At 29.4% G+C, this 23,510-nt stretch carries 25 protein-coding genes; 2 read left to right on the forward strand and 23 right to left on the reverse strand.

The window, feature by feature from the left end; genetic code table 11:
- Positions 1–44: 44 nt before the first annotated feature.
- The 18 genes from kamE to QOZ84_RS00570 form a co-directional block, all read right to left on the reverse strand.
- Positions 45–830 (reverse strand): lysine 5,6-aminomutase subunit beta, encoded by a 786-nt coding sequence (gene kamE / locus QOZ84_RS00485; protein ID WP_284130995.1) that lies wholly within the window; start codon positions 828–830, stop codon positions 45–47.
- On the reverse strand, positions 830–2,392 hold the full coding sequence (gene kamD, locus QOZ84_RS00490) for a lysine 5,6-aminomutase subunit alpha (protein ID WP_284130996.1): 1,563 nt from the start codon (positions 2,390–2,392) through the stop codon (positions 830–832). Before kamD ends, kamE begins: the two co-directional genes overlap by 1 nt.
- Positions 2,385–2,813 carry a MutS-related protein gene (locus QOZ84_RS00495; protein WP_284130997.1) on the reverse strand — a complete coding sequence of 143 codons (429 nt, stop codon included), beginning with the start codon at positions 2,811–2,813 and terminating at the stop codon, positions 2,385–2,387. Before QOZ84_RS00495 ends, kamD begins: the two co-directional genes overlap by 8 nt.
- Before the next feature lie 116 nt (positions 2,814–2,929).
- Entirely contained in the window at positions 2,930–3,754 is an 825-nt protein-coding gene (locus QOZ84_RS00500) for a MutS2 family protein (protein ID WP_284130998.1), read from the reverse strand.
- A gap of 150 nt (positions 3,755–3,904) precedes the next feature.
- Complete coding sequence (locus tag QOZ84_RS00505; RefSeq protein WP_284130999.1) at positions 3,905–4,402, reverse strand: hypothetical protein; 498 nt, start codon at positions 4,400–4,402, stop codon at positions 3,905–3,907.
- A gap of 24 nt (positions 4,403–4,426) precedes the next feature.
- The gene (locus QOZ84_RS00510) at positions 4,427–4,861 is read right to left on the reverse strand and encodes a hypothetical protein (protein WP_284131000.1); all 435 of its coding nucleotides are present in this window, start codon (positions 4,859–4,861) and stop codon (positions 4,427–4,429) included.
- 11 nt (positions 4,862–4,872) lie between these two features.
- Positions 4,873–6,114, reverse strand: a complete 1,242-nt coding sequence (kamA, locus tag QOZ84_RS00515) for a lysine 2,3-aminomutase (protein WP_284131001.1) — start codon at positions 6,112–6,114, stop codon at positions 4,873–4,875.
- 13 nt (positions 6,115–6,127) lie between these two features.
- A complete protein-coding gene (kdd, locus tag QOZ84_RS00520; protein ID WP_284131002.1) occupies positions 6,128–7,159 on the reverse strand; it encodes an L-erythro-3,5-diaminohexanoate dehydrogenase in 1,032 nt (343 codons plus the stop codon).
- A gap of 40 nt (positions 7,160–7,199) precedes the next feature.
- Positions 7,200–7,850 (reverse strand): 3-oxoacid CoA-transferase subunit B, encoded by a 651-nt coding sequence (locus QOZ84_RS00525; RefSeq protein ID WP_284131003.1) that lies wholly within the window; start codon positions 7,848–7,850, stop codon positions 7,200–7,202.
- Positions 7,851–8,504 (reverse strand): 3-oxoacid CoA-transferase subunit A, encoded by a 654-nt coding sequence (locus QOZ84_RS00530; RefSeq protein WP_284131004.1) that lies wholly within the window; start codon positions 8,502–8,504, stop codon positions 7,851–7,853.
- 49 nt (positions 8,505–8,553) lie between these two features.
- Positions 8,554–9,378 carry a 3-keto-5-aminohexanoate cleavage enzyme gene (kce, locus tag QOZ84_RS00535; protein ID WP_284131005.1) on the reverse strand — a complete coding sequence of 275 codons (825 nt, stop codon included), beginning with the start codon at positions 9,376–9,378 and terminating at the stop codon, positions 8,554–8,556.
- 19 nt (positions 9,379–9,397) lie between these two features.
- Complete coding sequence (gene kal, locus QOZ84_RS00540; RefSeq protein ID WP_284131006.1) at positions 9,398–9,778, reverse strand: 3-aminobutyryl-CoA ammonia lyase; 381 nt, start codon at positions 9,776–9,778, stop codon at positions 9,398–9,400.
- A 26-nt stretch (positions 9,779–9,804) separates the two neighbouring features.
- Positions 9,805–10,785, reverse strand: a complete 981-nt coding sequence (locus QOZ84_RS00545) for an electron transfer flavoprotein subunit alpha/FixB family protein (RefSeq protein ID WP_284131007.1) — start codon at positions 10,783–10,785, stop codon at positions 9,805–9,807.
- A gap of 45 nt (positions 10,786–10,830) precedes the next feature.
- Entirely contained in the window at positions 10,831–11,619 is a 789-nt protein-coding gene (locus tag QOZ84_RS00550) for an electron transfer flavoprotein subunit beta/FixA family protein (protein WP_284131008.1), read from the reverse strand.
- A 25-nt stretch (positions 11,620–11,644) separates the two neighbouring features.
- Positions 11,645–12,769, reverse strand: a complete 1,125-nt coding sequence (locus tag QOZ84_RS00555; RefSeq protein WP_284131009.1) for an acyl-CoA dehydrogenase — start codon at positions 12,767–12,769, stop codon at positions 11,645–11,647.
- 22 nt (positions 12,770–12,791) lie between these two features.
- Complete coding sequence (locus QOZ84_RS00560) at positions 12,792–13,634, reverse strand: 3-hydroxybutyryl-CoA dehydrogenase (RefSeq protein ID WP_284131010.1); 843 nt, start codon at positions 13,632–13,634, stop codon at positions 12,792–12,794.
- A gap of 33 nt (positions 13,635–13,667) precedes the next feature.
- Positions 13,668–14,462 (reverse strand): enoyl-CoA hydratase-related protein, encoded by a 795-nt coding sequence (locus tag QOZ84_RS00565; protein WP_284131011.1) that lies wholly within the window; start codon positions 14,460–14,462, stop codon positions 13,668–13,670.
- Between the two features lie 184 nt (positions 14,463–14,646).
- Positions 14,647–15,690 (reverse strand): ABC transporter substrate-binding protein, encoded by a 1,044-nt coding sequence (locus QOZ84_RS00570; RefSeq protein WP_284131012.1) that lies wholly within the window; start codon positions 15,688–15,690, stop codon positions 14,647–14,649.
- 227 nt (positions 15,691–15,917) lie between these two features.
- On the opposite strand from QOZ84_RS00570, the gene QOZ84_RS00575 reads away from it, so the two are divergent.
- Together QOZ84_RS00575 and QOZ84_RS00580 are read left to right on the forward strand one after the other, a co-directional pair.
- A complete protein-coding gene (locus tag QOZ84_RS00575) occupies positions 15,918–16,994 on the forward strand; it encodes a M24 family metallopeptidase (RefSeq protein WP_284131013.1) in 1,077 nt (358 codons plus the stop codon).
- A gap of 122 nt (positions 16,995–17,116) precedes the next feature.
- Entirely contained in the window at positions 17,117–18,181 is a 1,065-nt protein-coding gene (locus QOZ84_RS00580; protein ID WP_284131014.1) for a 4Fe-4S dicluster domain-containing protein, read from the forward strand.
- A gap of 54 nt (positions 18,182–18,235) precedes the next feature.
- Here QOZ84_RS00580 and QOZ84_RS00585 read toward each other — a convergent pair whose 3' ends face one another.
- The 5 genes from QOZ84_RS00585 to QOZ84_RS16650 form a co-directional block, all read right to left on the reverse strand.
- Entirely contained in the window at positions 18,236–19,213 is a 978-nt protein-coding gene (locus tag QOZ84_RS00585; RefSeq protein WP_284131015.1) for a DUF2804 domain-containing protein, read from the reverse strand.
- Positions 19,214–19,384: 171 nt separating this feature from the next.
- Positions 19,385–20,260 carry a kinase gene (locus QOZ84_RS00590; protein WP_284131016.1) on the reverse strand — a complete coding sequence of 292 codons (876 nt, stop codon included), beginning with the start codon at positions 20,258–20,260 and terminating at the stop codon, positions 19,385–19,387.
- Between the two features lie 296 nt (positions 20,261–20,556).
- Complete coding sequence (locus QOZ84_RS00595; RefSeq protein ID WP_284131017.1) at positions 20,557–21,900, reverse strand: M20 family metallopeptidase; 1,344 nt, start codon at positions 21,898–21,900, stop codon at positions 20,557–20,559.
- Positions 21,901–22,172: 272 nt separating this feature from the next.
- Entirely contained in the window at positions 22,173–23,000 is an 828-nt protein-coding gene (locus tag QOZ84_RS00600) for a DUF3298 and DUF4163 domain-containing protein (RefSeq protein ID WP_284131018.1), read from the reverse strand.
- A gap of 227 nt (positions 23,001–23,227) precedes the next feature.
- Positions 23,228–23,359: an IS3 family transposase gene (locus QOZ84_RS16650; RefSeq protein ID WP_416390341.1), complete on the reverse strand. Its 132-nt coding sequence runs from the start codon at positions 23,357–23,359 to the stop codon at positions 23,228–23,230.
- Positions 23,360–23,510 lie beyond the last annotated feature (151 nt).

Genomic DNA, 23,510 nt, shown 5'->3' on the forward strand with positions numbered 1-23,510 from the left:
GTTAATTTTTTTAACATATTAAATAATATTAAATTTTCTGAAAATTATACCATTTTTCTATTTATCATTTCTACTACTGCAAAACTAGCTACATCTTGAGCAAACTTCCCAGGTCCAAATCCTGCATCATATCCTAATTCTTTTGCAAGTTCATGGCTAATCCTTGGCCCTCCACAAATAAGCACTACCTTATCACGAAGACCTTCACCCTCTAGTAATTCTACTAAATTTATTAAGTTTTCAATGTGAATATTTTTCTGAGTTACAGTTTGAGAAACTAAAAGTACATCAGCTTTAACTTCTACTGCTTTTTTAATAAATTCTTCGTTTGAAACTTGGCTACCAAGGTTGTAAGCTTCTATTCCTGTATATCTCTCTAGACCATAATTTCCTGCATAACCTTTCATATTCATTATAGCGTCTATTCCAACAGTATGAGCATCGGTTCCTGTACTTGCTCCAACTACCACTATATCTCTTTTTATATTTTCTTTTATATATTCTTCAACTTGATGTTTATCCATAATTTCCTCTTGTGCTACCTCTACACTAATATCCTCATAATTTACACCAACATCTAAATTTCCATATACTACATAAAAAGTAAATTCCTTATCTAGCATTTTATGATGAGCAACATTAATGTCGTTAAGTCCCATATTTTTTGCAATAAGTTTCGCAGCTTCTATACCTTGTTCATCATCTTTTACTGGTAATGTAAAACTAACTTGTACTTTCCCATCATTCATTGTATCCCCATAAGGCTTTACATTTTTTAAATCTAAATTTTTATCAAATTCTTTTGCATCCATAGAATATAGTCCACTCATTAAAAACCACCTCCTAGCATAAGTTCTATAAATGGATTAAAGTAATTAGCTTCTTTCATAACTACTCCATCAAGCCCTTTACCTCCGTCTATAGGTCTTTTTATTCCTGCAAATTTACCTTGTTCTAAAGTTTTAAATAGTCCTTCTTTTTCTATTTCAGAAAGTAAACTACAAGCCTTATTTAAAACTTCATCAACCCTTTTGCACATTATTCCGTCCTTTTTAAATTCTATTTCCTCTCCAAAGTCTTTCATTGTGCTAAAGATGTATTTTGCATTTTCTATTGATATTGCTCTATCTGATATAAAAGGTGTATGTATAGCTTCTGTTAGCATACCAAGTAAATGTAGTTTTTGATTTGTCATAATGGTTACCATATTAAATAGTGCATCTTGTACTTGACCTTTAAATATATCACCTGTCATAAACTTTGTAGGTGGCATATATTTTAAAGGCGCTTTAGGGAATATTTCTCTAGCCATTTGTGCTTGTGACAATTCATATAAAAATCCATTTTCAACATCAGGGCTTATTTCAAAAGCATGACCTAACCCCATTTGTTCTTCTGGAAGTCCTGCAATTAATGCAAATTGCTCGTTTATAAATTGGGATGCTAATACTGTATGAGCTTCTTCTACTGCATCTGATGTTGTTAAGTAATTATCCTCTCCAGTATTTATAATAACACCTGCAAATCCATTGATTATTCTTGAGAAATATTGATCAATCATAGTTCTTTTCATGTTTATATCTCTAAATAATATTCCATATAGTGCATCATTTAGCATAACATCTAATCTTTCATTTGCTCCAAGTGCTGCTATTTCTGGCATACATAATCCTGAACAATAATTACAAAGTCTTATATATCTTCCTAGTTCTTCTCCAACTTCATCAAGTGCACTTCTCATTAATCTAAAGTTTTCACCAGTTGCATAAGTTCCACCAAATCCTTCTGTTGTAGCACCATATGGAACGTAATCTAGCAAACTTTGTCCAGTAGTTCTAATAACAGCTATAATATCTGCTCCTTGCTTAGCAGCAGCCTTTGCTTGGACTATATCTTCATAAATATTTCCTGTTGCAACTATTACATACAAATATGGTCCACTTTTATCACCATATTGGCTAAGATAACTTTCTCTTTTATTTCTGTTTTCTTTTATTTTTGCTACACTTTCTTTAGCTATTTCATATATTTTAACCTTAACTTCAAATATATCGTGCTCTTTAAGTGAACATAAATCTAATTCCCCCTTAGAAACCTTAACAGCTATTTCTTGCGGTGTAAGGTTTGTATTAATCATTGCATTACCTATATAATACGACACTCCCATCCCTAATCCTTCAGAATTTTGTGAATTTTTAATTTTTTCTACTACAATATTAGGTAAAGGTACATTAAATTCATCAACACCATCTATTCCAAGAAGTCTTAAAACAGTTCTCTCAACAGCTACTGTAGTATGTTTGTTTATAAATTCTTGTGTATCTAGCGCTATATTTTGTGCGCATTTACGAGCCTTTTCAACAACCTCAAAATCTAAATTTAATTTACTCATATTCATCCCCCTTGTAATTATTTTCACTAAGTTTATCTGCTATTTCTATTATTTCATTATCAACCCCAAGCAACTTACAAATGTTTATTGCATCTTTTGGGACTTTTGTCTCTTTATTTACTTTCTCTAATATATAACCCATATTTTCTTGAAGTATATCTATACTTTTTTTAGATGTGCTTTGTGAATTTTTCAGATCTATTTGCATTTTCAAATTATTAAAATTTATATTTTTAAGACCCACAACCTGATAATAATCAACATCTTCTAATAAAATTTCATCATAATGAGTAGATATAAGACTAATAGAGTTAAATTTTTTTAAATATGTACATACTGCTTTTAAAAGCAATTTTCCCTCTATAGGATTTGTCCCTCTTGCAAATTCATCTAACGCAATAAATCCATCTTGAAGCTTCATAAGTTACTTATTTCTTTTAATTTAATTATCTCAGCTCCAAATGTACTAAGTCCTTTATTTATATCTTGCATATCATTGCTTATCAAATATATAAAATCAAGTACGCATAAATCAGCTTATTTTGCAAAAACATAGAAACCACATTGAAATAGATATAAATTAAGTTCTATATTTTTCATGCTTACACTTTTCCCACCCATATTAGCACCACTTATTAAAGTTATTTTTTTATTTATATCCATACTTATAGGCATGTATGTTTTATTTTCTTTTAATAGTAGCTCTACCATACTTGGATTTATAACATCTTTAAAATATATTTGATTTTTTGTATTTATATGTGGCTTTATCCCACCATATTTTTGTGCTAAATTTACTTTCGCTATTAAAAAATCTAACTTTCCTATAACTTTTATATCTTGATTTATATCATCTATATAATTAAATAATTCGTCACTTATATTTTTTCTAATTTGTAGACTTTCCTTTTCTTCTTTTACTACAATTTCTAATCTCTCAGCTTTTAATTGTTGGATTTTTTTCTCATTACTTTCTTTGAAAATTTCATTCTCTATAGTAGACTTAATTGTCCTAATCTTTTTTAATTCATTACTATAAGAATCATATATTTGGAAGGTAGGTAACTTTAAATTATCTGGATCTAATAAAGTTATTATTTTATCTAAATCTCTAAATTTTATATAATCTATATTTAAATTTAGTCTTTTATAATTTTTAAATATCTCATTATTTTGTATTGCAAAGTTTTTAATTTCAAATAATTCTATTTCATCTAATATTCCTTTATTTTGTATTCTTTTCAAAGTATTTTTTATATCTTTTATTTTGCAAAATGTATACTGTATTTCATCGAAAATAAATTTATTTTCTAATATACTTAATTTTATTAATTCTATGTAATCTAGTTCTTTTCCTAGCATGTCTACATTCTTTTTTTAAACATCTTTATATTTCTTTTTTCTTCATTACCAAATGCTGTAAACGCGTTTAATTCATCATTTATAAAAGCTTTAATAATATCACCTTCTTACTTTTAAAACCTTTGCTGTTAAATTTCATACTTCATAACATTAAATACATTTAATGTTATTTATAACTTTTATACATCCGTTAAGCTTTATAAACTTATCATAAATCTCTTTATCTAAAAATATTTTTGTACTATCTATAATCAAGATAGTTACATTTTTATATTTATTTCCACTTCTTATAAGATTTTCTATAAAGTTATTCGTGAGTATTCCATTCATAACTACATACTTAGTGTTGTCATTTAGGGAATCGTAAACTTCTTTATAGTAATTTAGAGTTGTACTTATATTAAGAATTTCATATGTATAATCATTGTTAACTAAACTAATTTTGTATTCTTTTATTTTTTGATAAATTTCTAAAAATTCAGCTTTTTCTATATTGCTAGTATTTAATATATTAGCTTCATATACAATTTGTTCTATAGATTTACTCATATCCTTATTTAAAATTGCTCCACTACAAAATATTGTACCTTCTGTAATGGATGGTGAACCTAATGTTTTCCTACTTAAAACTCCATCTACTATACTCAAAATAGCTCCGTAACTTTTTAATCTTTAACATATATATTTAATTTGGCTGTTTATAGATGGACCTGCTAACTCTATGTATCCATCACTTAGTGATCTAAATATAATCACATTGCCTAGAGGTGTATTTATATCACTTACCTCTAATATTTCCTTACTTATATCACTACTTATCGCACAACTTTTAGCTGTAGCTATTAATGTACCTCTACTAACATAAATTCTAGGCTTTTTAGTCTTTGTAACAATAGCATTACTTTCTCCATCTACTCCTATAGAAGTAAGACCAAGGGTTATATAACCCCTAGTCTTATTAACTACCTCTTTAGTGCATATTTGATAAGTATTATGTTTTAAAATTGCTTTTAATATATAATTTAGAGTTGTAGTTTTTCCTACATTTTTATAATTTCCTATAATAGATATACTATTATATTTTAAAACTTCTTTTAATATATCCATATAACTAACCTTTACTTTTCTAATTCTCTTTTTCTTCTATCTAGATCTATTGGCTCAATTACCATTTTTTCATTATTTAATAATCCTGCTACACCAACTTTATGAACAGATTTTTCTCCTCTACAAACTTCACACTCACATGCTGGTTCATAGTGCTCAGGTTCTGTATAAGTTGTTATAACACCTTCAAAGTTTCTAAGTATTACTTTGTTGTGACTTTGTGATATAACGTAGTTTGGCATAACTGGCGTTTTACCACCACCACCTGGTGCATCTACAACAAATGTTGGTACACAATACCCTGAAGTATGACCTCTTAATCCTTCTATTATTTCTATTCCCTTAGATACTGGAGTTCTAAAGTGTTCTATTCCATTAGATAAATCACATTGATATATATAATATGGTCTGACTCTTATTTTAACTAAATCATTAACTAATTTTTTCATAACATGCACGCAATCATTTACACCACGTAAAAGAACACTTTGATTTCCTAGCGGTATACCTGCATTTGCCATTTTTTCGCATGCCTCTTTTGACTCTTGTGTTATTTCATTTGGATGGTTAAAATGAGTATTTATCCATATTGGATGGTATTTTTTAATCATATTAACAAGATTATCAGTTATCCTTTGTGGCATAACTACAGGAACTCTACTTCCTATTCTTATTATCTCAACATGAGGTATTTGTCTTAATTTACTTATAATGTATTCTAAATTTTCATCACTCATAAGTAAAGCATCTCCACCTGATAACAATACATCTCTTATTACAGGAGTATTTTTTATATATTCTATTGCATTATCTATTTGACTAAAAGGAAGAGCTCCATCTTTTTGACCTGCGAATCTTCTTCTTGTACAATGTCTACAATACATTGAACATTGGTCTGTTACTAAAAGTAATGCTCTATCTGGATATCTATGAGTAAGTCCAGGTACTGGTGAATCTCCATCTTCATGTAGCGGATCATCTAGATCTGCATCTGATCTAGCAAGTTCATTTGCTGTTGGAATTGCTTGTTTTCTTATTGGGTCATTAGGGTTATTTACATCTATTAATGATAAATAGTAAGGCGTTATACTCATTCTAAGGTTTTCTAAACACTTTGTAATTCCTTCTTCTTCACTGTCTGTAAGTGGTATGTATTTTTTTAAGTCTTTTACTGTTGTAATTCTATTTTTAACTTGCCAATTCCAATCATTCCAATCTCTTTCTATAACATCTGTAAATATTTTCCTATTCATAAGCGTCTCCTGTTTATACATATAAATTTTTAAATATAGTTCTCAAAGTTTCACTTTCTTTTAGTGCATTTATAGTAACATCTGAATGACCTTTAGTGTATCCATTTCCTATTATCATATTTATATCTTTTCCTACACCCTCAGCCCCTAGAGCTGCTTTTGTAAATGCTGTTGCCATTGAGAAAAAGTATACTACTCCATTATCCTTAACAGGAAGTATTGAACTCATCTCAGTATTGCAAACGTTTACACAATTTATACATAAATCTATTTCTTGGTTATTATTCGCTTTTAATACTTTTTGAAGTACTTCATTAGGATTTTGAGCATTTCCTACTATAGCTGTATCAACAAGTCTGTTTTCTATTAAAAATTGAGCTTGCTTATCACTTATAACTAATCCCATTACTCTACCTTTTTTACCTACTTTTTTCTTAGCTTCATAGCAGCAAAGCATTCCTGATTTACCTGCTGCACCCAGTACAAGTACGGTATCATTTTCTTTAACTAGTTTTTGAGTTTGTGCTGGAGCACCTGCCACATCAAGTGCTGCTAATGCTAAATTTTCTTCCATGTCTTTTGGTAGTTTTGCATATATTCCACTTTCAAATAATATAGCTTTTCCTTTTATTTCAACCCTATCTATGTCTGGTTTTATATCTATTATCTCTTCTATCTGTAGTGGTGTTAAAGATAGTGAAACTAAAGTAGCTATTTTATCACCTACTTCTAAGTCTATTTTTCCTTTTAGGTCGCATCCTATTTCTTCAATAGTTCCAATAAGCATTCCACCAGATCCTGTAACTGGATTTTGCATTTTTCCTTTTTCTCTAACTATTTCTATTATTCTATCTTTTATTTTTTCTATATCATGACTACATTCTTCTTCTATTTGAGTAAAACTAGCTGAATCTATATTTAAGGCACTAACATTTATTAAAATTTCATTATCATAAATATCCATATTATTATCAACCTTAAGAGCTGGTTGTGGTAATACACTTTCATTTATAACTCTGTGAGTTCCGTATTTGCACCCCTTCATAGCTAATCCCCCTTAAATAACGAATTTTTGGTTTTTATTTTTACACTTTCATATATACTAGATTTTCAGGTATTATAAGCTTTGCATCTGTCATGTCTTGTAATTCTTTAACGCTTATACTTTCACTTATTTCTTTTACTAACAAACCTTCCTTAGTTACTTCCATAACAGCAAGTTCAGTTATTATCATATCAACTACCCCTTTAGCAGTTAATGGAAGAACACAGTCTTTAAGTATTTTGGATTTGCCTTTTACAGTGTGGAGCATGGCAACTATAACTTTTTTAGCTCCAACTACTAAATCCATAGCTCCTCCCATTCCAGGAACCATCTTTCCTGGAACTATCCAGTTAGCTAAGTTACCATGTTGGTCTACTTCAAGTGCTCCAAGTACAGTTACATCAACATGGCCTCCTCTTATAAGGCCAAAAGACATCGATGTATCAAAGAAAGCACCCTCATCTCCTATAGTTACAAACTGACCACCTGCATTAGTTATATCTGTTTTTATTTCATCATCTACTGCTAATTTACCCATCCCAACCATTCCATTTTCTGATTGAAAAGTAACTTTTATATCTTTATCTATATAATTTGCAGTTAATGTTGGAAGACCTATTCCTAAGTTTACTAACTGATTGTTTTCAAACTCTTTAGCCACTCTTTTAGCTATAATTTCTTTAGGGTTCATCTATTTGCCCTCCCTAACTATATAATCTACTACTACTCCAGGAGTCATTATCATATCTTTATTTAAAGTTCCTGCTTCTACCAATGTTTGTGATCCTACTATTACTATATCGCTTGCCATTGCAATCATTGGATTAAAGTTTTTAGTAGTGCCTTTGTAAATTGTATTTCCAAAGTCGTCAACTACACTACCTTTTATAAGAGCTATATTTGCTCTTAAAGGTAATTCTAATAAATACTCTACACCCTCTACAGTTATTTTTTCTTTATTTTCCTCAACTAAAGTTCCAACACCTGTAGGTGTTAATATCCCGCCTAACCCAAATCCACCTGCTCTTACTCTCTCTATTAAGGTTCCTTGTGGAGATAATTCAACCTCTAACTTACCTTCATTCATCAATCTTCCAGTTTCTGCATTTGTTCCTATATGAGATGCGATAACCTTTTTTACTTGATTATTAACTATAAGTCTTCCTATTCCCTTGTCTACAAAAGATGTATCATTCCCTATTATTGTTAAATTTTTAGCACCCGATTCTATAAGTGTATCTATAAGAGCTTCTCCTGTTCCACACCCTAAAAATCCGCCTATCATAATAGTCATATCATCTTTAAAAAGACCCTTTACTTTATTTAAAGAAACAACTTTACTCATCTAATTCCCCCTAAAACCTACTATTTAACCTTATAATTAATTCAATTTATTAAAAATCACCTAGACCTAATATTTGACGAGCTTCTTTAGGTGATGCAATTTCTCTTTGAAGAGAATTAGCTATTTTTACAACTCTTGCTACTAGTTGCCCATTTGAAATTGCAGGCATGCCTTTTTCCATATAAACGTTATCTTCAAACCCAACTCTTGCATGACCACCTAATAATATACTTAAAGCTACCATCTCAAATTGAACTTTTCCTATTCCACTTACCGTAAAAGTTGAGCTCTGTGGTATACTTTCTTTCATAAATATCAAATCTCTATAAGTTGCATTTATTCCACCATTTACACCCATAACAAAGTTAAAATGCATATTGTCTTTTATATAACCCTTTTTGTTTAGTCTTAAAGCCATATCTATCATGCCTTTATCAAATACTTCAATTTCTGGTTTAACTCCTAGTTCTATCATTTTTTGGCCAAACTCTTTTATAGTATTTTCAGTATTTACAAATATATCATCTCCTCCAAAATTGCAAGTTCCGCAATCAAGGGTTGCCATTTCAGGGGATAAATTAACAGGTTGGATTCTTTCTAAATTGCTCATTCCAACAGCCCCACCTGTTGATGGTTGAATTATTACATCTGGACAAGCTAACTTTATAGCGTCCATACATTCCCTAAATCTATTTATATCTTGAGTGGGAGCACCATTGTCATCTCTTACATGGAGGTGTATTATTGATGCACCATTTTCATAAGCACCTTTTGCTTCTCTTACTATTTCCTCAACAGTATATGGAACGCTTGGATTATGCTCTTTAGTTACCTCTGCTCCACAAATAGCTGCACTTATTATCAACTTTTCCATATTAAAATCCCCCAATATGCTATAATCTTTGCTTATCCTTTGGTACTACACAAGTTCCACTAGCCTTACATACTACTATCGGCTTTGCTAAAAATTCTGCTGCAGATTCATTTATGTCACCTCTTGGAACTATAACTTTTCTAGCTTCAAATACCATTTGTCTTGAAGTATTTCCAAATCCAACTATTTCACCAACTGCTTCTATATAATCTCCAGCATAAACTGGAGCTAAAAATTCTATATTATCATAAGCCTTAAATAGCCCTTCATCACCATCATTTTTTATTAATAACTCAGTAGCTACATCACCAAACAATTTCAGCATTTTAGCGCCATCTACTAAATCCCCTCCGTAGTGTGCATCATTGCTTCCCATTCTAAGCCTTATTGTAGACTTCATCATATCCCCCCACCCTAATTTTTATTTTATCTGTTTTTTAGTTCTTCTATTAATCCTTTTATAACCTTATTTACATCTCCAACTATACCTACATCAGCCACTTCAAATATAGGAGCTTCACTGTTTTTATTAATAGCAACTATAAATTCAGACTCCTCCATACCCGCTAAATGTTGTATAGCACCTGATATCCCACAAGCAAGATAAAGATCTGGCCTTACAGTTTTACCAGTTTGCCCTACTTGTCTATTTTTATCTACCCATCCACAATCAACAAGTGCACGAGATGAACTAACTTCAGCACCTAATAAATCTGCCAATTCATATAACAACTTCATATTTTCTTTTGATCCAATACCACGACCCGCTGATATTAGTATTTTTGCATCTTCTATATTAACTTTTTTAATATTTTCACTTACATATTTTAAAACTTCTACAGTTTTATCTTTTTCTTCAAACTCTACATAAAATTTTTCTATTTTTCCTTTTAAAGAAATATCTTTTTCTATTTTTTGCATAACACCAGGTCTTACAGTACTCATTTGTGGTCTATGATCAGGGCATACTATAGTGGCCATTATATTTCCACCAAAAGCAGGTCTTGTCATTAAAAGCCCCTTACTTTCTTCATCTATTTCTAAAGATGTACAATCTGCTGTAAGTCCTGTATGAATCTTAGCACTAACCCTCGGCGCTAAATCTCTACCTATTGTAGTAGCTCCAATTAATACTATTTGAGGATCTTTTTTATTTATAACCTCTGAAAGTGCTTTAGCATATGTACTATTTATATACATTTCTAAATTTTCATTATCAACAACTATAACTTCATCCGCACCAAAATGAATAAGTTCATTGCATAAATGTTCTACCTTATATCCTAATAAAACAGCACTTACTTCATCATTTAATTTATTTGCTAACTCTTTTCCTTTTCCCAACAATTCTAAAGAAACTTTTTCAATAGATGCATTTCTTTGTTCTATAAAAACCATTACACTCATTTTTATCTCCTCCTTATACTACCTTTTAAGCAATATATTTTAGAATTACTTAGTTATTATAAATTTTTCTTCAAGAGCACTTAATATTATAGATGCACCTTGATTTTCATCTACATCATGAATTTTCCCAGCACTTTTAGCTCCCTTAGTGAATGATTTCTTAACCTTAGTTGGAGAACCCTTAAGTCCTATATCATCTAAACAAACTTCTATATCATCTAAATTCCAAGTTTGTATATTCTCTTCATTAAAACTATCATAGATTCCAGAAACTCTCATATATCTTGGAGTATTCATTTCTTTTAATGTAGTTATAAGAAGTGGCATTTTTGCTTTTAGTACTGCATATCCATCTTCAAAAGCTCTATTTACAATTAAACTATCGCCTTCAATTTCTAACTTTTCTACATAAGTTATTGAAGGTATGTCTAGGTGTTGTGCTATTTGAGGCCCAACTTGAGCTGTATCTCCATCTATGGCTTGTCTTCCTGCTATTATTAAATCATAGTCTATTTTTTTAATAGCACCTGCAAGAGTTGAAGATGTAGCTAATGTGTCTGCACCTGCAAAAGCTCTATCAGTAAGAAGTATTCCTTTATCAGCTCCCATAGCTAAAGCTTCTTTTAAAGCATTTTTAGCTTGAGGTGGTCCCATAGTAAGTACTGTAACATTAGCATTAAATTTATCTTTTAAATTTAATGCTTCTTCTAAACCTGCTTTATCATCTGGGTTTATAATACTTGGTACCCCATCTCTTATTAATGTTCCAGTCTTAGGATCTAACTTTACTTCTGTAGTATCTGGAACTTGTTTTATACAAACTAAAATATTCATATTCTTTCTCCTCCAATCTTTAATACTATTTAAGTAAATCTGCACTTATAACCATTCTTTGTACTTCACTTGTTCCTTCATATATTTCAGTAATTTTTGCATCTCTCATCATTCTTTCAACATCATACTCACGAGTATATCCATATCCTCCATGAAGTTGAACAGCTTTAGTTGTAACTTCCATAGCAACTTCTGCCGCATAAAGTTTTGCCATAGCCGCCTCTACTGAAAAGTTCTTGCCTTCATCTTTTTTATTTGCTGCTTGATATACTAAAAGTCTTGCAGCTTCTATTTTTGTTTTCATATTAGCAAGTTCAAATTGAGTATTTTGAAAAGCTGATATACTTCTTCCAAATTGTTTTCTTTCCTTAACATAACTAACAGTAGCATCCAATGCTCCTTCAGCTATTCCTAGTGCCTGTGCAGCTATTCCTATACGTCCACCATCTAAAGTTTTCATAGCTATTTTGAAACCTTGACCTATTTTACCAAGCAAGTTTTCCTTAGGTATCCTGCAGTTTTCAAATATAAGTTCACAAGTAGATGAACCTCTTATTCCAAGTTTCTTTTCTTTTTTACCTATACTAAACCCAGGTGTATCTTTTTCAACTATGAAAGCAGATATTCCACGAGTTCCTTTAGACTTATCAGTCATAGCCATAACTATATAAATATCAGCAACACCTGCATTAGTTATAAATATCTTAGTTCCATTTAATACATACTCATCACCATCTAATATTGCTGTAGTTTGTTGTGATGATGCATCTGTTCCTGCATTAGGCTCAGTCAAACCAAATGCACCTAATTTATCACCTTTTGCAAGTGGTACTAAAAATTTTTGTTTTTGTTTTTCATTTCCAAATTCATAAATAGGTGCAGCTCCTAGTGAAGTATGTGCAGATAAAATTACTCCAGTAGTAGCACATGCTTTAGAAAGTTCTTCAACTGCCAAAGTGTAACCTAAATAATCTCCACCTTCTCCACCATACTCTTTGGGAAATGGAATCCCAAACATTCCACATTCAGCCATCTTATCAACATTTGCATATGGAAATTTTTCTTCTTCATCTATTTCATGAGCTATAGGAGCTACCTCGTTTACAGTAAACTCTCTATACATTTGTTTTAATAATTCATATTTATCCATAAATATCGCCCTCCTTAATTAACTACTTATAATCATAAAATCCTTTTTTAGTTTTTCTTCCTAAAAGTCCACCTCTAACCATTTTTCTAAGCAATGGATGAGGTCTATATTTAGAATCGCCAAACTCACTATAAAGTACTTCCATAATGTTTAAGCAAACATCTAACCCTATTAAATCTCCTAGAGCTAGCGGTCCTATTGGATGATTTGCACCTAATTTCATAGCTTCATCAATATCTTTTGCACTTGCTATATTTTCTGAAAGTATTGATATTGCTTCATTTATCATAGGTACTAATATTCTATTAACTATAAATCCTGGCGCTTCTTTAACACTTACTGGAGTCTTTCCTAGTTCACTTGATAAATTATAAATCTCATCGTGAGTTTCTTTAGATGTGAGCATACCATCAATTACTTCTATTAATTTCATGAGTGGTGCTGGATTGAAAAAATGCATTCCAATCACTTTATCAGGTCTATTTGTGCTTAAAGATATCTCTGTTATTGATAAAGATGATGTATTTGTAGCAAGTATTGTTTCTTTTTTACATATATAGTCTAATTCTTTAAATAAGCTTTTTTTAACCTCTATATTTTCAACTATAGCCTCTATTACTAAATCGCAGTCTCTAGCTTCTTTCAAATCTGTAGTTGCAGAAAGTCTTTTTAGCATTTCATTTTTTTCTATCTCTTTTAATTTTTCCTTTAATACTAATTTTTCTAAGTTTTTAGTTATACCTAGAACTCCTTTTTCTATGTTTTCATTGTTTATGTCTCTAAGTATTACTTTATGCCCACTACTTACAAGCACTTGAGCAATTCCACTTCCCATAGTTCCACTACCTATTACCATTACTTTCATAAAAATCCTCCTTGTAATACAATCTCTAGCTTTTTATTTGTTTGTTATATCTTCATGTATGTTAAACTTAGCATCTCTTTTTTCTAAAAAAGCACTCATTCCTTCTTTTTGATCATGGCTTGCAAAGCATAATCCGAATAAATGACTTTCTAAATTAACAGCATTGTCAATATCAATTTCATAACCTTTATTTATAGCACATTTTGCATATCTTATTGCAAATTGGCCTTTTGAAGCTATTTTATTAGCCATATTTAAGCACTCTTGCATTAACAAACTAGGTTCAACAACTTTATTTACTAAACTTATATTTAATGCCTCATCAGCTTTTATAATATCTGCACTATATACAAGTTCCTTAGCTTTTCCTAATCCAACTATTCTAGCTAATCTTTGAGTACCACCAAATCCAGGAAGTATTCCAAGATTAACTTCTACTTGGCCAAATTTTGCTTTGCTTGAAGCAATCCTAATATCACAACTCATAGCAAGCTCTAAACCTCCGCCTAAGCAAAAACCATTTATTCCTGCTATTATCGGCTTATCACTATTTTCTATTTTTCTAAATATGCTATTTCCCATTTTAGAAAATCTTCTAGCTTCTTCAAAATTCATATCCTTCATAGCATCTATATCAGCTCCAGCTACAAAAGCTTTGCCTTGTCCACTTATTATCCCAACATAAATATCTTCATCATTATTTAAAATATCAATTGCACTATCTAACTCTTTTAATACTTCTTCATTTAATGAATTTAGATATTTTTCTCTATTTATGGTGATTGTGTATATATGTTCTTGTTTTTTACAAATTAAATTTTTAAACACATTAACTACCTCCCTTGTGCTATATAGTAAAGTATATGAAAGAATTTTATAGATATGATATAAATTCATATAAGTTGTTTTATATGAGTTTTGTAATATTTTTAAATAATAAAAAGCCATATAAGATATAAATTTTATCTCACATGGCTTTTTACAAAGTCTCGATTTGTTTTTATTTAATAAACTACTTTACATTTTTTATTGCATTATTTGCAAAATTAGTATTAACTATATCTTTATAAGGAGGCTCTTTGTCAAGTTCCTTAGCTTCCTTCATAACTTCCATCAACTTGTTTAAACTATCTTCTTTAAGAACAGGATCTTGACTCCAAACATCTACTTTTTTATATCTATTTACAACTGACACTAAATCATCTTGCGATATATCCGTAAAAAATGGTTGCATTGCTTTAGCCACTTCTTCATCTGAAGCAGTTTGAATCCATAATTGTCCTTTATATACTGCATTAGTAAATCTTTGAAGTAAATCTTTGTTTTCAGCCATGAATTTTTTAGTAGTAGAATATGAAGTATATGGAATTTCTCCAGAATCTTTACCAATAGATGCTACTATATGTCCATTGCCATCTTTTTCTAAAGCTGTTCCTGTAGGCTCAAAAGCAGTTGTAAAATCTGCTTCTCCACCAACAAAAGCTCCTGTCATTACTCCAAACTGAACATCTGATCGAATATTCACTTCTCCAGCAGCTGTATTTTCACCGATTGTAAGACCATTTTGTTTTAATACATATTCAAAAGTCATTAAAGGCACTCCACCTTTTCTTCCACCTAATATTTCTTTACCTTTTAAATCTTCATATTTAAAATTAGGCATCTCTTCTCTAGATATCAAAAAACTTCCATCTCTTTTTGTAAGTTGAGCAAAGTTTACTGCATAGTTTTCGTTTCCTTGATTATAAACATAAATAGATGCTTCTGGTCCCATAAGCCCTACCTGTGCTTCACCTGAAATAAGCGCAGCCATAGTCTTATCTGCACCATTAGTGTTTATTATATCTATATCTATTCCTTCTTCTTCAAAGAAGCCTTGAGTTATAGCAGCATATTGTGGCGCATAAAATACTGAATGTGTAACTTCTGCTATTGTTACTTTTTCTGTTTTTTTGTCTTCAGTTTGGTTTGTATCACTTGATGTAGGTCCACACCCTGTAATACAAAGCGCACTTAATGCTAGCGAACTTGCTAGCGCTATAATCTTTTTAAACATAACATATCCTCCTGTTAATTTATTGTTGTGATAAAATTAGCTTGATAGTATATTCTATTACTTGGATATGCTGTTTGTTACCTTATTCTTCTTACAACATGTGTATAATGTATAGATATTCCCTTACTTATTTGCCAATATATGTAATATAATCAATATTTATGATATAATTAACCTAATTATATTATTTAGATATACATATAAATTTAATACAAGGAGAAAACACTATGAAATTAAACAGATTAGACAAAGTTATAACTGCTATGAAGGAAAACAATATCCCTCAAATGTTAGTTACTGATAAACTATCTATATTTTACTTAACAGGTAAAATGATAAACCCAGGAGCAAGGCTAATGGCTCTTTATTTAAATGCTAATGGAGAACATAAATTATTCTTAAATGAACTGTTCCCAGTTCATGAAGATTTAGGTGTTGAAAAAGTTTGGTTTAATGATACTCAAAATGCTATAGAAATAGTATCAAATTACATAGACAAAACTTCTACAATAGGAATTGATAAAAACTGGTCAGCAAGATTCTTATTATCTCTAATGGATCTTTGCCCTAATTGCAAATACATAAACTCATCATTTATAATAGATTCTCTAAGAATGTGTAAAGATGATGAAGAAAGAGAGCTAATGAGAAAAGCTTCTCAAATAAATGATACAGCTATGGTTAAACTTCAAGAAACTCTACTTCAAGATTTAACTGAAAAAGAAGTAGCTTCAAAATTAGCTACAATATATGAAGAATTAGGAGCAGATGGTTTCTCATTCTCTCCAATAGTAGGTTATGGTGCAAATGGTGCAGACCCTCATGCAACTCCATCAAACAACAAGTTACAAATAGGTGATGCTGTAATTTTAGATATGGGATGTATCAAAGATAGTTACTGCTCTGATATGACTAGAACAGTATTTTATAAAGAAGCTCCTGAGAAAGCTTGTGAAGTATTTGAAATAGTACTTGAAGCTAATAAAAGAGCAATCGCATTAGTTAAGCCAGGAATGAGATTCTGTGATATAGATAATGCTGCGAGAGGTTATATAACTGAAAAAGGTTATGGTAAGTACTTCACTCATAGAACTGGGCATTCTATTGGTCTTGAGACTCATGATATTGGTGATGTTTCTGCTATAAATGAAGATTTATTAAAGCCTGGAATGATATTCTCAGTAGAACCAGGCATATACTTACCCGGCGAATTTGGTGTTAGAATTGAAGATCTAGTATTAGTTACAGAAGATGGTCATGAAATATTAAACAAAATTACTAAAGAATTAAATATAATAAAATAATTTTTACAATAAAAGGCTCGGATAATTTTTTCCTAGCCTTTTTACTTTTACAATACTTTAATAGAATGCTTTTTTATTATATAATTATACTATATACATCAAAGGTATTAAGGGGGATACATATGAAAAGAATAGACGAAAGAGATATTATATTTTCTAGAGCAAATTACCAAAGAGGTAGCAAATGTTATGAGGATTACTATTTAAGAAATCCAGAAAAAAAAGAACTTGATGACAGTTTAAGAAGCCGTCCAGATTTATGTGAAGAAGGTACTATGACCTATAATGAAATAAATTCAAAGATGGCTAACTGTGCTTTTGAATTTTTATCAGATATAGACCATTTATGTGAAAAAGATGTAGTTAGTGAAAAAATAAAAGTAGATTCTAAAACTATAACTAAAAGATTAAAGGGTTTAGCCAAACAGTATGGGGTATCTGTTGTTGGTGTAACTAAACTAAAAGAATCTCATAAATATACGCATAGAGGTCGTAAGGAATCGTCTTATGGTGATGAAGTAAATTTAAACCATAAGTATGCAATAGTGTTTGGTTGTGAAATGGATAAAGAAATGATAAATCGTTCACCTATGGTTTCTGAAGTAATCGAAACTACTAAGTGCTATGTAGATGTGTCAATAGTTGGTATGATACTTAGCTATTTTATAAGAAGTCTAGGATATGATGCTAGAAATCATATGAATGCAAATTACTTAGTAATGCCAGTATTGTTAGCTCAAGATGCTGGGCTTGGTGAAATCGGTAGAAATACAATATTAACTAATAAAGACTATGGTTCTCGTTTAAGACTTGGAGTTGTTACTACTGATTTAGAACTTGAACTTGATGAACCTGCTGATTTTGGGCTAGAAGATTTTTGTAATATGTGTAAAAAATGTTCTTTTAACTGCCCTTCTCACTCACTTAGCAATGAAACAAAAACAAGTTCAGATGGAACTTATAATTGGGGAATTGACGTAGATTCTTGTTATACAAAATGGAGATACCTAGGAACCGACTGTGGAATGTGTATATCAGCATGCCCATTTAGTCAAAATTTAGAAACCATAAAAAATGCTACTACTTTTAAGGATAATCCTGAGCTTATACAAAGAGCTCTAGATGAATTCAAGAAAAAATTCGGAAGCAGGGTATTTGTTCCTGGGAATCCTTCGTGGCTAAGATAAATTACATAAAAACAAAATGGATTAACTAAAATTAGCTAATCCATTTTTTATTTTTTACCACTTTGCATAATGATCTTCTAACCAGCAAAGCACTTCTTTAAATTCGATTTCTTTATCATCTGCTTTAACAATTCCACTTATATACCCTATGTGTTGCTTTAAGCTAGACTTAATTATTAATTTATTGTTTACTTTATCATTTACAGTAGATATATTAAATATCAAATCAATATCTTCACAGTTAGTAGACTTTATGCTCCAATTATTTTCATCTATTTTTTCAAAATCGACATCACAATATAATTTGTATAACATTCCATCTATTTTAATTCCATTTTCATTAACTCCAGTATTATCTGTCCACTTTGCACCTAAATTTAAACCTACTTTATTATCCTCATTTTCAAATCCACAAGTTAGCCAATACCAATATTTTTCTCGCTCCCATATACCTCTACCGTAGTCAATAAATGAAATAGAATCGTTTAGTTCAAACTTTTCATAATCTTCATCTCCTACATTTATATACCCACTAGACTTTAGAGGAAATTGCTTCGATGTGTAATGGAATTTTTTTTCACTCCATGGTACTAATACATTCAAAGATTCTTTTTCTAAAAAAATATTTGCATCTATGTCAACTTCACCCCATTTGACCATAGCATGCAATTTATCATTCGTCCTTATTATATTTAAATACATTTCTTTATTTTGAAAATGTGCATATGAACCTATAGAATTATGCAATATTATACCGTTACATAAAGGTATTGTAATACTTTTATGTATTTTTTTATTTTCTTTTAAATCATAAAAGTCTATAAATATAAGCCCTGCATAGTCTAATTTTACTATCGCAAGTGCACAAACAAAATCTTTATTCATCCACATATAATGATTCCATATTTTTTTTCTAAAATAGCCCCTATCTATACTGCAGTTTGAAAAAACTTTTTTACCCCAACCTATACATTCTTGATTTACTTTACCATCTTTTGAACATATAGAATTTTTCTTTTTTAACTCTTTCACTTAATCCCCCATTTCACTTTTATTAAATATATTTTTTAATAAATACTTCTTTAAATTAATAGTATTCTTTTTTGTTTTAAAATGCAAATTAAATACACCATGGCTATTTATTATAATTTTTCAAAATAAAAAACTCCTATATAATCTTATAGAAGCTTTTTATTTCAACTTTTATGCATTTTCAAATGTATATATAGCATCTATTCTAGATAAATACTTAGAACAATTACTGCATCCTATGTATTTTCCATATTTACTTACTTTCTCTTGAACTATTTCAACATCGCAGATATCCTCTTTTAATAGTTCCTCTATATAGCTATTCATTAAAGCAGATTTGTAATCCCTTATGTTGTACCCTAAATACTTAGTTATCTTTTCAATTTCTTTACTAAAATCTCCATCTTCTTTTATCAAAAATTTATATACATCTTCTCTATATGGATCTAATTTTATTATTTGTTTAACAACCCTGCACTCGTCTGGTCTAGTTATAAAACCATCTTTATAATTATTAAAAAGTGCACTGGCCTTTTGTTTACTATCCTCATCTATAGATGAGCTTATCGTAGTTATATTATTTTCTATAAGAGCATCTATTACAGCATAGTGTATATTAAAACAATCATCATATATATATGAACTTAATTGTTTTATAATGGATTTGACATCATAGAATTTTAAATAATTATTTTTTTTATTTTTATTGTTTATAAGTTTATCTTTGTTCAAATTATTAAATAGTCTGTCATAGTTTAAATATTTATCACAATAATTATTTTTAAACATTTCTATATCTATTGTTATAATGTCAAAACTAACCATAGTTTCAATGGCTTTTTTCAAACCACCTTCAATATATTCATTACCTATATCTAAACATTTGTCTGATACTTGTTTTATATTTTGCATATTAGTCATACAATCTACTTCAAAACTTTTACTTGCTCTTTTTGCATATAATTTAAATAATGTCCTTACAGTATTATAATTATCCATTTTCTCATCAAACTCTACAATAGCTCCATTTATATCAAATGTAATCATAAATCATTCCCCCTATTTTAAACCAAATTTCTCTTTTCATACTATTTATATATTTGATTATTATGTCTATTCTCCTTCTAAATGAGGAATTTGTCTAAAGTTTTTTATCCTATTGGTATGAATTTGATTTTTTTCATAGGTTTATATGTATTTTTTTGAAACATTTAAGTTTATTTTGTATTCATTTGCTTTATTTATTGTATAGCACTTTACTATAATATTTTGAATTTCTATTTTTTTAATAAAATAAGTATAGGCATTTTCAAAATACCTATACTCATTCTTTAAGTTATGTTTTATTTTAATAATTCATATACAGCTAGTGCATAAATTTCAGTAGCTTTCATAAGATCTTCTATAATTATATATTCATTAGCTTGATGCTCTGTTTTTGGTTTCCCAGGAAATACTGATCCAAATGCAACACAGTTGTCTAGTGCTCTTGCATATGTAGCTCCTCCTGAAGAATGTGGTGTTCCATCAAGACCAGTTTCATCCTCAAATACTTTTTTTAAAGTCTTCACTAAAAAATTATCTTCTGATACATATATAGAATCTAAGTAATCAAATTCTTCATACTCTAATTTATACTCACAAGCCTTAGCTTTAAGTTTTTCAACAAAATCTTCCTTTTTATATGTAACAGGTATTCTAACATCAATACCTATACTTTCTTTTTCTTCATTTATATTTAACTTTCCTATATTAAATGTAAGCTTTCCAGAAACTTCATCCATACAATTTTCTATTATGTTATTTGCATTTGCATCTTGACCTATAACATTTGCTATAAATTTAATAGCATTAGATTCTACACCTATATTATTAAGTGCTATAGCTAATCTTGCTATTGCATTTATACCAGTATCACTGACAGCAGAATGTACACCTCTACCTAGTACATATATTTTTTCTCCATCTTGAGTATATTCAAATTTTAATTTATCTAATTCTTCCACTAATTTATCTGCATATTTACCAGTATAAACTGCTTTATCTGGTACTGAGTTAAATGCTTGTCCAAGTTGTAATTCTATATCATTGTTCCCTAATCCATTTAAAAACACTTGTAATAGTCCTTTTTCAGCATTTATCATAGGGAATTTTGAATCCGGCGTAAACCCGTAATTCGGTATTTCTTCTTTATTTTCAGAGTATTTATTTATACATCTCCAAAGATTTTCTTCATCAGTTCCGAATATAAATCTAACTCTCTTATTAAAATCTATTCCTAAATCCATTAAGGCCTTAACAGCATATATAGCACCTATAGTTGGTCCTTTATCATCTTGTGTTCCTCTACCATATAATTTATCCCCAGATATTACACCTTCATAAGGAGGAAATTCCCAGCTTTCCAACTCTCCTTCAGGTACTACATCTAAGTGACCAAGTATTCCTATTATTTCTTCTCCTTGGCCAATTTCTGCATATCCGTAATATCCGTCTTTATATACTGTTTTAAATCCAAGAGACTCACAAAGCGCTAAAGTATGTCTTAATGCCTTGTCTATATTTTCCCCAAAAGGACAACTATCTGTAGCATTATCTATTACACTAGGTATTTTTACACAATCTACGATAGATGAAATTATCTGTGGTTGTAGAGAGTTTACTTTATCTTTTATTTTATTTTTCATATCCAACACCCCTTTAGAATTACCATTTTTTCTTTATTCACTTATAATATACTATATTCCTCTATATTAAGTCTACTTCTATTATATTATTAACGCTATAAAAGGACCAATTCTATACTTTAGAATTAGTCTTTTTATAAAATATTATATATTTTTAAATAACCCTTTTCTACTTGATTTATATAATATAAAGGTACATACTAAAAATGCTAAACCTAAAATAAAAAAATGGCATCAAAGATGCCACCTTTTTGCTAGAGTTTTTATTTTTCTCACCTATTATAGTTTAAATATTCACCAAATTCATCCCATGTTAGTTTAAATTTAGGAATACCTACATAATACGGAGCTATTTCATAAAGTCCAAAATAAACTACAATGCCATCTTCTTCTATATAAAAGCTTTGGTTATCACTTATTCCTTTAAAACCTTGTTCTTCGCTAAAATATATATCTTTATTTTCTTGTATTTGTTGCTTTATATATTTATCAATTATAGCCTTATAATTAATATCATTCTTAAACATATCTCTTAATTTTATTTCTTTACCACTTATTAAATCATAATTAAATGCTTTTAAATAACTCATTCCATGCGCACCACCTGTAAATTCATATAACTTCATAGGTATGCTTATTAAATTATTTTTATTATAAGTAATCTTATAATCTGAATAAGCTTCGTATTGATATTTCATATATTTTTCTTTAGATTTTGAAAATATGTCTTCATATTGTTTTTTATAATCTTTTGAATCTTCTTTTATCTTTTCTTTAAAGTTAACGCTATAATTACGCATTATTTTATTAATATTTTCAATTACTTTAATGTTAAAATCTTCATTTTCTAAATATTTATTTTTAATTTTCAAGTAAGGATAGCGAATATCAGACTTGAAAAATTCCGTATTTTCATTTATATTTTTCAGTTCTACATTAAAAATATCATTAACATTCATTTTTTTATATTTAAGTGAAAATATTTCTACATTTTGTATTTTTTCCATATTTGTGTTTTTATCAAAATTAGCATATGAAAAAGATGTACTTAAAAGCACACTCATCAAACTTACACATGTCATTTGTTTTAATTTTTTCATCATAAGTACTCCTTAATATTTTTAGTTTATATTAAATATAGTTTCTTCTATACTTATATATCTATACTAAAAATATCATTTAATATTTATATTAATTAAAATAAAAGCATATGTAAATTTAAAATAGTTAAATATATTGCTAATTATTCTCTCATCTTTTTATCCATAGATCAACCTACAATTTTACGGCTATACACATCCATATAGGCCATTAAATATAAAAAGTCTTATTTAACTTTCTTATAGTTTCTGTGTGTGTTTCTAGGATATTTTCCGAAGATATTGCATTCCTTAATTAATCTATAAACGCTCTTATGATTAACGATTATTCCTCTCGCATCTAGTTCACATTTTATTATACGATATCCATAACATTGCTTGAATTGACTATGCTAATCCATTCATTATAGTATCACTAATCCTTATTGATACCTTTCCTTTAACTATTAGTCCTATCAAACATCCTACAACGATTGTTCCTAACATATTACTCCTCCTCCCTATATTTTG

The organism is Romboutsia sedimentorum, from assembly GCF_030131845.1.
GTDB classification, from domain to species: domain Bacteria; phylum Bacillota; class Clostridia; order Peptostreptococcales; family Peptostreptococcaceae; genus Romboutsia_D; species Romboutsia_D sedimentorum.